The following is a 12,701-nucleotide window of genomic DNA, read 5'->3' on the forward strand; positions in this document are numbered from 1 at the left end:
GATGGTCCCTAGATGTCGAACATCTTGAGAACGGGCAGCGTCGCCAGGTCGTCCTCGAGTTGCGCGGCGAAGGTCAGAGCACGCTGCAATCCGGCGACGATCTTCGGAGTGCCGGCCAGGATGCACTGGTCCTCGTTGCCTCCGCGGAGCCGGGAGACGAAGGGGACACCCGTGAATTCGTTCACGCTCAGCCCGGACTCGGTGGCGATCAGCGCGCCGGCGTGCAGGTCGATCTCCCCGATCCGATACCCGACGATGCCGTCGATGTCTCCGCGGGCAAGCATGGTCCAGCAGGTCAGCGGTGCCCACAGCTCGAGCAGCCGGTGTGCGTTGTGAGCAAGAGTGGCCTTCAGTGCGCGCGCGCCCACATCGCAGTTGTCCACCCCGTAACCCTGGATCCAGGCCAGCAGGGGCTTGCGCCTGGCCGGACCGGGCACGCGTGTCGGGTCGCTCGTTCCCCATGCCCCCTGCCCCAGCACGGCTGACGAGGTTCTTCCGGAGACGGGGTCATGGACCACGCTCACCACGGGAACCCCGTTGTGGCAGAGCGTGATCCCCACGGAGATCACTCGCAGGTCGAGAACCAGATTGTTGGTCCCGTCGATCGGATCGATGAGCCAGGTCCAGGTGGCGTCCCCGGCGATACGGCCGGCTTCCTCCGAGATGATGAGGCTGCCGGGGAACTCCCTGGTGATGCTGTCGATGATCAATCTCTCGGACGCCAGGTCCAAGCTTGTGACGACGTCTCCGTGGCCGCCCTTTTCCCGGACTTCGATTCTGCGTGTGAGTGCGGCCCGAACCAGGTCTCCGGCAGCCTCCGCTGTCCTGACTGAGAATTCGTGCTCATGCGCGAGACGCGTGTCCATGGAAGGTCTCTTCCTGCTCATCAAGACTGGTGCTGTATCACCCGTATGGATTCTTGGCATTCACGGCCTTGCTGACGATCTGTTCGACGTCTGCGCTGCCGTATCCCCTCGGCAGCGGTATGCCGATTGCCTCGAAGAGATCCCTCGCCTCCAGTTCGGTGGGTACCGGACTCAACTGGAGGGCGCCCACTGCTTCAAGGGGGACCGGGCGTGCCTGGGCGAGGCTCATACGCAGTTCTGTCGCATAGCCGTCATAGAGGGAACTCGCACTTGATATGAGGACCGCCGGGAACTGGGAGTCGTCCTGAGTGATGATCACCTGACTGGCTGACAGGTCGTACCGAAAGGTGGACATCGTGCCCGAAAGGCCGAGTCGGATATCGAGCAGCTGGAAGTTCTGCTTGTGCCAGCACGCAGCCAGGACGGTAGCGAAGGACTCCTTGCGCGTTCTGTCCGAGGTCCAGGTCTCGCCAGTGCCGTCGGGTTCCTTCGACAGGGACGAGCGATACCGTGCGTACTGTTCGCAGAGGGCTTCGTCGGTCGGGTCGATGATCTCCAGCCAGACCGCCAGGGCCCGACGTTCACAGTTGGTCGAGTTCGGAGATGAGTGGAAGCTTGTCCCGGAGTTCTTCGAGGGTTCGATCGGAGGCATCATTGCTCCATCGCTCACGGAGCAATGCGAATGAAAGCACAGCCAGAGCAATCAGGATCGAATTGTCAACAGCCTTGGGCGAGGCGAGATCCAACAGACTGAGAACGCTCACTGCGACACCCAGCAGCAGTGGAACCAGTGCGTCGACGTTCCGTGCGAACTGTAAGAACAGCCGCTTCGCTCTACTGTCGAGCATCTGATCCATGTACCGTCGCCCCCAGAGTCGATTGAAACAACTCCGGCCCGTTGCTCCCGCCTTCCGGAGTTCCGGGAACGATACCCTCTGACGGGCCGGCAGAACCCCGGAACCCCACCCGGGCTTCGGCGCGGTCAGGTCGCGGCGCGCCTCCACCGGCGCCGGCCTCCGCCCCCCTTTCCGCCCTCGCCCGGGTGGCGGGCGGATTCGGTGATGTTGCGGGCCATGCCGCCGAAGACGACGGAGTGGAACGGGGCGACGCTCCACCAGTACAGGTGCCCGGCCAGCCCGTGCGGGTGGAACAGGGCGCGTTGGCCGTAAACCGTCTCCCCCTGCTGGTTCTGACTGACGGTGAGTTCCAGCCACGCCAGCCCCGGCAGGCGCATCTCGGCGCGCAACCGGAGCAGCCGCCCCGTGGTGATCTCCTCGACACGCCAGAAGTCGAGGGCGTCGCCCACCCGCAGCCGCTGGCCGTCGCGCCTGCCGCGGCGCAGGCCGACCCCGCCGACCAGGCGGTCCAGCCAGCCGCGCAGGGCCCACGCCAGTGGGAAGGAGTACCAGCCGTTCTCCCCGCCGATGCCCTCAATCACGTCCCACACCGCCTGCGGACTGGCGTCGACCGCGCGTTCCCGGTCGTCCTGGTAGAGGCTGCCGCCCGACCACTGCGGATCGCTGGGCAGCGGGTCGCTCGGCGCCCCGCGCAGGGACGCGGAGGACCATCGGGTCTCGACCTCCGCCCGGCGGATGCGCTTGAGCGCGAGCGCCACCGCGTCGTCGAAGTTGACCAGCCCGGCCGCCGGGTCCGGTACATGGACGGCGATGTCGTGCTCCGCGCAGACCACCTCGTGCCGCAGCGACTCCACCAGGGGGCGCGCGATGGAGCTCGGGACCGGCGTCACCAGTCCCACCCAGTGGCTTGAAAGCGCCGGTGTCAGCACCGGCACCGGGACGATGATCCGGCGCGGCAGCCGGGCCACGGCCGAGTAGCGCAGCATCATCTCACGGTAGGTCAGCACCTCCGGTCCCCCGATGTCGAAGGCCCGGTTGACCTCGGGCGGCAGCAGAGCGGCGGCGGCCAGGTAACGCAGCACGTCCCGTACCGCGATCGGCTGGATCCTGGTTCCGACCCAGCTGGGGGTGACCATGACCGGGAGGCGCTCGGTGAGGTAGCGCAGCATCTCGAACGACGCCGAACCGGACCCGAGGACCACCGCCGCCCGCAGTTCCGCCGTCGGCACGCCCGAGGCCCTGAGGATCCGTCCGACCTCCGCCCGTGAACGCAGGTGCGGGGACAGGTCGCGTTCGGCGACGTCGGAGGGGATCAGTGCGCCCAGGTAGACGATGCGTCGTACCCCGGCCGCCGCCGCAGCCGCGCCGAAGGCCTCCGCCGCCCGGGCGTCGACTCGTTCGAACGAGCCGCCCGTCCCCAGCGCGTGCACCAGGTAGTAGGCGACGTCGATCCCCTCGAACACCCCGTCCAGGGTCTCCGGACGGGTGACGTCCGCCCGCACCACCTCGACCTGCCCGGCCCAGGGCTGGTCCCTGAGCCGCAGCGGGTCGCGGACCGGACAGCGTACGGTCGCACCGGCGGCCAGCAGGGCCGGGACCAGGCGGCCGCCCAGGTAGCCCGTACTGCCGGTGACCACGCAGCGCAGGCCGGCCAGACCCGCCAGGTCCAACTCGTTCGCCGGGGGGCTTACCGTCACGACCGGGCTCCTTGCATCGAGGGTCCACCGGCAGCTCGTCGCGCGGCCCCAGTATGAGATCTCTCCTGTTTGAGTATCTTCATCCCCCTTTCGGCAATATCTCTGCCCCATCGAACCGCTCGGCGAGTCGCAGCGGGGGGGGCTCCGACGATTCGAATCAGGCAGCGCAGCAGCGGCACGGAGTCCGCCGAGCTGGACCTGCGGCTGTCCGACCGCGCCTGACCCCTCGCAGCGATGAGTTCCGGCGGCCTCGACCGTCCTATCCAAGAAGCCATCAACGCCCACCAGGGAGCGCCCACATGACCCAGACTCAGATCCCCGTCACGTCAGCCACGTCAACCACGATCACCTTGGCCAACGCCACGACGCGGCGGCGTTCGACCGTCGCGGTGTGGTGCCTGCGCATCCTGCTGGCGCTGTTCTTCGCCGGGGCCAGCGCCCTGCCCAAGCTGCTCGCGATGGGCCCTGCGGTGTCCTCGTTCGACAGCATCGGTATCGGCCACTGGTTCATGTACCTGGTCGGTTCACTGGAGCTGGCCGGGGCCGTGGGTCTGCTGCTGCGGCCGTTGGCCAGGACCGCCGCGCTGTGCCTGATCGCCCTGCTGGCGGGTGCGTTCGCCACCCAGCTGGTGGTGTTCCACGGCGCCAACGCCGCGACGCCGTTGATCCTGATGGTGCCGCTGGCCGTGATCGCCCGGTACCACCGCCGCTGACCCCGTCCCGCTCGGGGCGCGCGCGAGCAGTCACCGGTCCTGAGGGCGGGCCCCACCCCCAGGACCAGGGTCACCAGTACACCGTGCGAAGGCCCCGGCGGGGCGAACCCCGCACGCACTGGCCACCGATACGGATGCCGGTCCTCGCGCGACTGTCCAGCACCCTACGGAGTGGGCAGAGAACGCCCTGATTCCTTCGGACACAGCCCCGGTACCAGGGCCACGCCCTCGGCGGAGCTCCGCGCACCGCCGATTCCATCATCGTGACTCAGCCACGACAGAAGTCAACCTCCCGAAAAACAGTCGCCCGGGAAGGTCGCCGCTGCCACCGCCGCTGCCCCAGCCACCGCCCCAGCCTCAGTCACCGCCCCAGCCGCCGCCCCGACCTCCGCCCGGCCCGGCCCCGCCCCGCCCCGCCCCGCCCCGCCCCGCCCCTGACAGCGGTGCCCGCAGTTGCCGCTGCCCTGGTAAGTGGGAGTTGGGGATTCGGCGACCTTGGACGCGAACCTTGACAGTCATGTGCGCGAGCCGTAGAAATCGAGTGGCTAGAGAGCGCTCTCTTCCGCACGAATGACGCCAACCGGACTTGTGGGCACCCCTGTTGTGGCATCACCCGGCCACGGCTGTGCCATGCCCGCTGCTGGAACCGTGAAGGCGCGAGCCGCGCTGAAGGGAAGGCAACGTGTTCGTCATACCGCGCATCGGCCGCAGAGCCGGCCGTCCATCCGAACCTCCGAAGCTGCTGTCCCCCGCGTCCCGGAAGGGCCGCTCGCTACTGGCCACCGTGGCACTCCTCGCCGCATGCCTCACCGGCACCGTGACCGCGACCATGGTCGCCGCCCCCGCCGCGCAGGCGGACACGGTTCCACCGGCGCCCGCAGGCTGGACCACCGTGTTCGGCGACGACTTCGCAGGGGCCGCGGGCTCCGCGCCGTCCGCCGCGAACTGGTTCTACGACATCGGCACCGGCTACGGCACCGGAGAGCATGAGCAGACCACCAACTCGACCGCCAACTCCTACCTGGACGGCAACGGCCACCTGGTCCTGAAGGCCATCAACAACGGCGGCACCTGGACGTCGGCGCGGCTGGAGAGCACCCGGGAGGACTTCCAGGCCCCGGCCGGCGGCAAGCTGGAGATGACCGCCTCGATCCAGCAGCCGAACCCGGCCAACGGCCTCGGGTACTGGCCGGCGTTCTGGGCACTCGGATCCCCGATGCGGGCGGGCGGCGGCTGGCCCCAGTCCGGGGAGATCGACATGATGGAGGACGTCAACGCCCTCAACCAGGCGTCCCAGACCCTCCACGACTCGGCGAACAGCCCCGGACACCCGTTGATCGCCTGCCCCGGCGCAGGGTCCACCTGTCAGACCGGCTACCACACCTACTCGGTCATCATCGACCGGACCAACACCAGCGCGGAGACCCTGCAGTTCCTGATGGACGGCACGGTCGAGAGCACCATCACCGAGGCCTCGGTGGGCACGGCGGCCTGGCAGCAGGCCATCGACCACGGCTTCTTCATCATCTGGGACCTGGCGATCGGGGGCAACTACCCGGACGGCATCTACGGTTCGCCGACACCCACGGCGGCGACGTCCTCCGGCGGCGCCATGAGCGTGGGCTATGTGGCCGTGTACGAGCAGGGCGGCAACTCCACTCCCACCGGGACCGCCACCGCAACCGGGACGGTCAAGGGGATCAACGGCCTCTGCCTGGCCAACCAGAACTCGCTGAACACCGAGGGCAACCCGATCGGCGTCAGCGCCTGCAACGGCAGCGCGGGCCAGCAGTGGTCGCCCTACACCGACAACACGGTGCGGGTCCAAGGTGGTTGCCTGGACGTGGTGAGCGCGGGGACGACCAGCGGTACCAACGTCGACTGGTATCCCTGCAACGGCACCGCCGCACAGGGCTGGACGCATCAGGCCAACGGTGAGCTGCTGAACCCGAGTTCAGGACTGTGCCTGACCGATCCAGGGGGCAACACCGCTTCCCGGCTCGACATCGAGACCTGCACCGACTCCGCCCAGCAGCAGTGGACCCTGCCCAGCGGCGGAGGCACCGGCAACACGGTGACGGTGACCGGCCCCGGCAGTCAGAGCGCCACCGTGGGTACCGCAACCAGCCTTCAGGTGCACGCAAGTGACTCCGCGTCAGGCCAGACCCTCAGCTACGCGGCGAGTGGTCTCCCGGCCGGACTGTCGATCAACGCCTCGTCGGGTCTCATCTCCGGCACCCCCACCACCGCAGGCACCTCCAATGTCACCGTGACCGCCACCGACACCACCGGGGCGGTCGGATCCACCACCTTCAGCTGGGTCGTAGCACCGACCGGTGGTGGCGGCGGCTGTGGCACCACCAATATCGCGCTCAACAAGACGGCGACCGCGTCCTCCCAGGAGAACGCCGGCACACCGGCCCAGGACGCAGTTGACGGCAACACCGGAACCCGCTGGTCCAGCGCCTTCTCCGACCCCCAGTGGCTCCAGATCGACCTCGGCACCAGCCAGAACATCTGCAAGGTCGTCCTCAACTGGGAGACCGCCTACGCCACCGCCTTCCAGATCCAGACCTCCAACGACGCCACCACCTGGAACACCATCTACAGCACCACCACCGGAACCGGCGGCACCCAGACCCTCAACGTCACCGGCACCGGCCGCTACCTCCGCATCAACGGCACCGCACGCGCCACCCAGTACGGCTACTCCCTCTGGGAGGTGCAAGCCTTCGCGGGAACGACCGGCACCGGCAACACGGTGACGGTGACCGGCCCGGGCAGTCAGAGCGCCACCGTCGGTACGGCGACGAGCCTGCAGGTGCACGCAAGTGACTCCGCGTCAGGCCAGACCCTGACCTACGCGGCCAGTGGTCTCCCGGCCGGGCTCTCGATCAACGCCACCTCCGGGCTGATCTCGGGAACCCCCACCACCGCAGGCACCTCCAATGTCACCGTGACCGCCACCGACACCACCGGGGCGGTCGGATCCACCACCTTCAGCTGGGTCGTGGCCGCCGGCAGTGGCGGATGCGGGACCACCAATATCGCGCTCAACAAGACGGCGACCGCGTCCTCGCAGGAGAACGTCGGCACCCCGGCCCAGGACGCGGTGGACGGCAACACCGGAACCCGCTGGTCCAGCGCTTTCTCCGACCCCCAGTGGCTCCAGATCGACCTCGGCACCAGCCAGAACATCTGCAAAGTCGTCCTCAACTGGGAGACCGCCTACGCCACCGCCTTCCAGATCCAGACCTCCAACGACGCCACCACCTGGAACACCGTCTACAGCACCACCACCGGAACCGGCGGCACCCAAACCCTCAACGTCACCGGCACCGGCCGCTACCTCCGCATCAACGGCACCGCACGCGCCACCCAGTACGGCTACTCCCTCTGGGAGGTGCAAGCCTTCAGTAGCTGATTGATCCCGCACACGGGTGGGGCCGGGAATCGGATTCCCGGCCCCACCGCTGTTACTCAAGGACGCTAGGCCTTCGTCCACTTCTGGTTGCTGCCGCCGTTGCAGGTCCAGAGTTCCACCCCGGTGCCGTTGGCGCTGGCACCGCCGCCCTTGACGTCGAGGCACAGGCCCGACTGCACACCGGTGATGGTGCCGTCGCTGTTGACCGTCCACTGCTGGTTGGCCTGGCCGTTGCAGGTGTACAGGTCGACATTGGTCCCGGACGTGGTGCCCTGGTTGAAGGCGTCCAGGCACAGGCCCAGTTCCCGCAAGGTGCCGCCCGAGTAGGTCCACTCCTGGTTGGCGCCGTGGTGGCAGTCCCAGATCTCCTGGAGCGTGCCCGGCGTGGCGTTGGAGTTGGGGTCGTCCAGGCAGCGCCCGGACGCGGCGCTGACGTACTCGGCGGCGCTGTCGGTGCCGGGCGGGGTGCGCAGCAGTTGGACCGCCCCGGGGCCGAGGTTGACGCTGTAGGTGCCGCTGATCGTGCCGATCGAGGAGCCGGTCCACAGGTCGGTGGCCGTGGGTGAGCCGGTGATGCCGGCCGCGGCCAGGTTGACGCTGACGGTCTGGCTGGCGCTGCCCGAGTAGTTGAACAGGCCGATGATCACGCTGCCGTCCGGTTCGGCCTTGCTGAACACCTGCTGGTTGCCGTTGCTGACGATCCGGGACGCGTCGATGGCGTCCTGGTCCACGGCCTGCACCGCCTTGTTCTTGAGGTAGCCGAGGTCGGTGGAGTCCAGGTGGGTCAGGTCGGTGCCGAGGATCAGCGGGGAGGCCCCCATCGCCCAGAGGCTGAGCTGCGACTGCCGTTCCGGCGCGGTCAGCCCGTCGTTGGAGCCGTTGCCGACCTCGATCGAGTCGTAGTCGTTGAACGCCCCCGGACCCCCGTAGGGCTGCCAGGCGGCGACCGAGGCGAAGCGCTGCTGGACGTTGCCCCAGTTCGTCAGCGGGAAGCTGCTGCCGTTGCTGCCGCAGTAGCACTCCACGTCCCCGCCGGTGCGCCAGCCGTTGGAGTACTGCGCCCAGGTGCTCGCGCTGCCGATGGCGAGGTTGTTGGACAGTTCCAGGTGGATCGGCCGTCCGGTCTGCTGGAGCGCGGAGGACCAGGCCTGGACGTCGCCGACGTCACCGGTGCCGACGCCGTCGATCTTGACGTAGTCCACCCCCCAGGAGGCGAACTCATTGGCCCAGGAGTTGATGAACGCCTGGGCGCCGGGCTTGCTGTAGTCGATGCCGACCATGCCGCCGCAGTTGTAGTTGGCCTCGTTGCTGGTGGTCGCGATGTCGTCGGCGTGGTAACTGGTGCCCTGGATCGGGGTGTTCTGGGCGACGGCCTGCTTGGAGATGCCCGGGGTGACGTAGATCCCGAACTTCAGCCCGTCGGCGTGCACATGGGACGCGACCACGGCGATCCCGTCGGTGGAGCCGGACGCTGGGAACTTGGTGGTGTCGGTCGCCCAGCGGCCGTACTGGTCCACCGTCGGGCCCTGGCTGCCGGGGCACTGGTAGTAGAAGTCGTCGATGTTGACGTACTGGTAGCCGGCCGCCTGCAGTCCGCTGCTCTTCATCGCGTCGGCCTGGGCGTCGATCACGGCCGCGGTCGGCGAGTACCGCACGAAGCTCCAACTGCTCCAGCCCAGCGCCGGGGTGAGGCCGACGCCGTTGCCCTCGGCCTGGGCCTGCGGCATCGGCAGCAGCGCCATGGCCAGCGCTGCCGCGCCCGCGCTGAGCGCGGCCACCAGCCTTCGTGCCCTTCTGGGGATTCCTGCGCGCATGAGTATCTCCGTCCTCGGGTGTGCCCGGGTGGGGACGTGCCGAAAGGAGCCTCCGACAGGGCAGACCGGATCCGGGGAGCGCCGCCGTGTCATGTTCGAGGCGACTGGAACTCAACTCCTGAGCCGACGGGCTGTCAATATATGTTGCAGAATGAGCACTAGGACTCTGGTAATTGTTTGAACTTCTTGCTTTCCCGAGAGCTCAGGGGCACAGCACGGAACCCGCGGCAGGGGCTGCCGCGGGTTCGCTCGGGCCGGCTGCAGGGGCTCAACCCACTGCGGCGATCCAGGCCTCGAGCTGCTCCTGGGTGGTGGACGGGTCGGCGACCAGGTTGCCCAGGTCGTCGTCCTTCGAGACCAGACTGGACACCGCAGGGCAGTGGTGGCAGGCGTCCACGCCCCGCTGGTTCCACCACATGCACTGGCTCCGCAGGTGGCACCGCGGCACGGCGGACCCCCGAGGGGGACCGGGGAGGGCGACGATCCGGTTGACCAGCCCGCACTCGGTCCCCACCCGCTGCCTGCAGTCCGACTCGCAGTGCGAGGCGAAGCGCAGGATCCGCCGGGGCTCGATGCCTTCCGGCACCAGGCTGATGACCTCCTTGGCCGGCACCGGTTCGGCGAGGTAGGCAACACTGCCGTCCTCCCCGGACCGTACGCCGAGGACCACGGACTCAGGACGGTCCGCAAGGCCGCTGGGACACCAGGACACCGTCTGCTCGGTGGTGCTCTCCACGGTCCCCGCCCCCTCAGCCGGGGAAGACCGGCGGGGGCGGCGGCGGGTAACCGCCCATCGGGTGGACACCGAAACCGGCTGCCGCGCTGCAGACCGTGTTCTGGGTGGCGACGGCCGCGAGAATGCTCGCGTGGAGCTGCTCCTGACCGGTGATGCGGGTGGCGCTGTGCGTGGTGGGGCGGGGCTGGGCTGCGTTGGCCGGTCCGGCGGTCGCCAGCCCGGCAGCCAGTACGGCGGCGGCCACGGCCGCGGCACGGGTGCCGGTGGTGTGCTTCATGCGTTCCTCTCCATGCGCCCGATGGGTGCGTACCCATGAGTTTCCGGACCCGGACGGGTCCGAAAGGAAAGCAGACAGCGATATTCGAAATCCACCGCCTGCAGCAGAACTTTAGGGGAGGCATTTCCCTTCCGGAAGAGGAGAGGGTGATTTCCACTGTCACCATTAATTGCATTACCTTTTACACAATGACTTCTGACACCCATGGGCCGCTGCCCTAGACTCGCGCGATGACCGCCGCTGAAGCACAGGTGAATGCCGAACTGCTCGTGAACTGCGCCATGGCCCAGCCCCCGGCGATCTCCCCGGACGGGGCTCTCGTCGCCTACGCCGTCTCCTTGCCCGGCCCGAACGGCGGGCGATCCAGCCAGCTGTGGCTGAGCCCCAGTGACGGATCGTCACCTCCCCTGGCGGCAGCCCCTGGTGTGCCCTGCCAGCATCCGCGCTGGGCCCCGGACTCGGCCTCGCTGCTGTTCCGCTCCCTCGGGCAACTGAACCGGATACGGACGGACGGCACGGACGGGGGCGTGCCGGAGGCGCTGACCGACTGGCAGGCCGGGATCGTGGACTACCGGCCGCTCGCCGACGGCAAGACCGTCGTCCTGCTCGCCGAGGACGAGCCGGAGGACGAACCGGACAAGGCCGACGCACCCGGCCGGGGCGATCCGATCGTCTGGGCGGAGCAAGGCCCGGGCGCCCGGCTCCGCCTGCTGGATCTCGGCACACGTGAGCTACGGGTGGTGGACGGACTCGGCGACCGGCACGTGGTCGAGGTCTCCCAGCGGCCGGACGGCGGGCCCCTGGCGGTGATCAGCTGGGCCCACCCGGATTCCGATCCGGGGGCCTTCACCGCCGAACTGCACCTGGTTGATCCCGCGACCGCCGAGGTCCGTGGCCTCGGCCGTCTCGAACTGGAGGCGGGCTCCCCCACCTGGTGGCGAGCGAAGGACAGTTGGCACCTGGCCTATCTGGCGCTGACCCCGCCCGGACCGGTTGGCGGCCGTGCCGTCCTCGACATCGCGATACCAGCCATCGGCCCCGCAGGAGAACACCGCAACCTGACTGCGGGCATGACCGCCTGCCCGACCGAACTGGTGCAGATATCGGACGGCGCGCCACTGGCTCTGTTCGCCGACGGCCTCGACACCGCGATCCACCGGCTCGACGCCGACACCGGCAGCTTCCGGCACGTATCCACAAGCAGAGGTCGGCTCACCTCGCTGACGGCCAGTCATACCGCAGGCCCGGTGGCAGCCCTGGTGAGCACCGCCCATGTACCGATGGATGTGCACGCCGGACCGGCACGGGGCCCGCTCCTCCGGCTCAGCGACACCAGGCCCGAACTACGCGGATTCAGCTGGGGCAGCCAGGAGCGGCTCTGCTACCGGGCCGACGACGGCCTCGGCCTCGACGGCCTGCTGATCCTTCCGCCCGGCCGGACCCGCGCGGACGGCCCCTTCCCTCTGGTCACCCTGGTGCACGGCGGCCCCTACGACCGCTGGGCCGACGAGTTCAACAACTCCTACTTCGCCCCGGCGCAGTGGTTGGCGACCGCCGGCTACGCGGTCTTCCTCCCCAACCCGCGCGGCGGCGAGGGGCACGGCCACGCCTTCGCGGCGGCGGTCGCGGGCCGGGTCGGCCTTGAGGAGTGGACCGACATCGTCACCGGAATCGACCTGCTCACGGCCGAGGGCGTCGCCGATCCGGACCGGCTGGGCATCGGCGGCTGGAGCCACGGCGGGTTCATGGCGGCCTGGGCGGTCGGGCAGACCGACCGGTTCAAGGGCGCGCTGATGGGCGCCGGGATCAGCGACTGGGGCATGCAGGCCGCGACCGGTGAACAGGGAGCCCTGGAAGCCGGCCTCGGCGGCAGCCACGGCTGGGAAGGCCCCGGGCCGCACCGGCACGACGAGCTCAGTCCGATCAGCTACGCCTCCAGGATCCGTACCCCCGTACTGATCGTGCACGGCGAGGACGACACCAATGTGCCGCTGGGACAGTCGGTGTTCTTCCACCGGGCGCTGCGCCGCTTCGGGGTGGACCACGAGTTCGTGGTCTATCCACGTGAGGGACACGGGCTCGTGGAGCCCGGTCACCGGATCGACGTGCTCCACCGTACCCGCGACTGGTTCGACCGCTGCCTGAGCGATAGCTGAGACGCCATCGATCGGAGCGGCCGGCCCGCTCCCGGCTGCTCCGATCGTAGGCGGAGCATTTCCGGCCATTTCCGGAACGTCTGTCTTGGGCACTTCAACTTCTGACGGTTTGTGAGCTACGTTGGCTGTGGATTTGGTTGCTTTTGCCATCCATCTGTCGA

9 protein-coding genes are annotated in these 12,701 nt (G+C 68.7%); 3 read left to right on the plus strand and 6 right to left on the minus strand.

The window, feature by feature from the left end:
• Positions 1-8: 8 nt before the first annotated feature.
• From ACEZDG_RS06400 to ACEZDG_RS06410, 3 genes are all read right to left on the minus strand, one after another.
• Positions 9-866, minus strand: coding sequence for an inositol monophosphatase family protein (locus ACEZDG_RS06400; protein WP_380503608.1), 858 nt, complete (start codon positions 864-866; stop codon positions 9-11).
• Positions 867-903: 37 nt separating this feature from the next.
• Positions 904-1,536 carry a hypothetical protein gene (locus tag ACEZDG_RS06405; protein ID WP_380503611.1) on the minus strand — a complete coding sequence of 211 codons (633 nt, stop codon included), beginning with the start codon at positions 1,534-1,536 and terminating at the stop codon, positions 904-906.
• 312 nt (positions 1,537-1,848) lie between these two features.
• On the minus strand, positions 1,849-3,420 hold the full coding sequence (locus ACEZDG_RS06410) for an SDR family oxidoreductase (protein ID WP_380503614.1): 1,572 nt from the start codon (positions 3,418-3,420) through the stop codon (positions 1,849-1,851).
• 299 nt (positions 3,421-3,719) lie between these two features.
• Here ACEZDG_RS06410 and ACEZDG_RS06415 point away from each other — a divergent pair, with 299 nt between their 5' ends.
• Both ACEZDG_RS06415 and ACEZDG_RS06420 read left to right on the plus strand, forming a co-directional pair.
• Positions 3,720-4,133 carry a DoxX family protein gene (locus ACEZDG_RS06415; RefSeq protein ID WP_380503617.1) on the plus strand — a complete coding sequence of 138 codons (414 nt, stop codon included), beginning with the start codon at positions 3,720-3,722 and terminating at the stop codon, positions 4,131-4,133.
• 784 nt (positions 4,134-4,917) lie between these two features.
• The gene (locus tag ACEZDG_RS06420) at positions 4,918-7,557 is read left to right on the plus strand and encodes a discoidin domain-containing protein (RefSeq protein ID WP_380503620.1); all 2,640 of its coding nucleotides are present in this window, start codon (positions 4,918-4,920) and stop codon (positions 7,555-7,557) included.
• A gap of 65 nt (positions 7,558-7,622) precedes the next feature.
• On the opposite strand, the gene ACEZDG_RS06425 is transcribed toward ACEZDG_RS06420, so the two are convergent.
• The 3 genes from ACEZDG_RS06425 to ACEZDG_RS06435 all read right to left on the minus strand — a co-directional run bounded on the left by ACEZDG_RS06425 (position 7,623) and on the right by ACEZDG_RS06435 (position 10,384).
• Positions 7,623-9,371, minus strand: coding sequence for a glycoside hydrolase family 27 protein (locus tag ACEZDG_RS06425; protein WP_380503623.1), 1,749 nt, complete (start codon positions 9,369-9,371; stop codon positions 7,623-7,625).
• Between the two features lie 268 nt (positions 9,372-9,639).
• Positions 9,640-10,107, minus strand: coding sequence for a hypothetical protein (locus tag ACEZDG_RS06430; protein WP_380503626.1), 468 nt, complete (start codon positions 10,105-10,107; stop codon positions 9,640-9,642).
• Between the two features lie 13 nt (positions 10,108-10,120).
• Positions 10,121-10,384, minus strand: coding sequence for a hypothetical protein (locus ACEZDG_RS06435; RefSeq protein ID WP_380503629.1), 264 nt, complete (start codon positions 10,382-10,384; stop codon positions 10,121-10,123).
• Positions 10,385-10,614: 230 nt separating this feature from the next.
• Here ACEZDG_RS06435 and ACEZDG_RS06440 point away from each other — a divergent pair, with 230 nt between their 5' ends.
• Entirely contained in the window at positions 10,615-12,540 is a 1,926-nt protein-coding gene (locus ACEZDG_RS06440) for a S9 family peptidase (RefSeq protein ID WP_380503632.1), read from the plus strand.
• The last annotated feature ends 161 nt before the right edge of the window (positions 12,541-12,701 follow it).

The organism is Streptacidiphilus alkalitolerans, assembly GCF_042511045.1.
In the GTDB taxonomy this organism is placed as follows: Bacteria; Actinomycetota; Actinomycetes; order Streptomycetales; family Streptomycetaceae; genus Streptacidiphilus; species Streptacidiphilus alkalitolerans.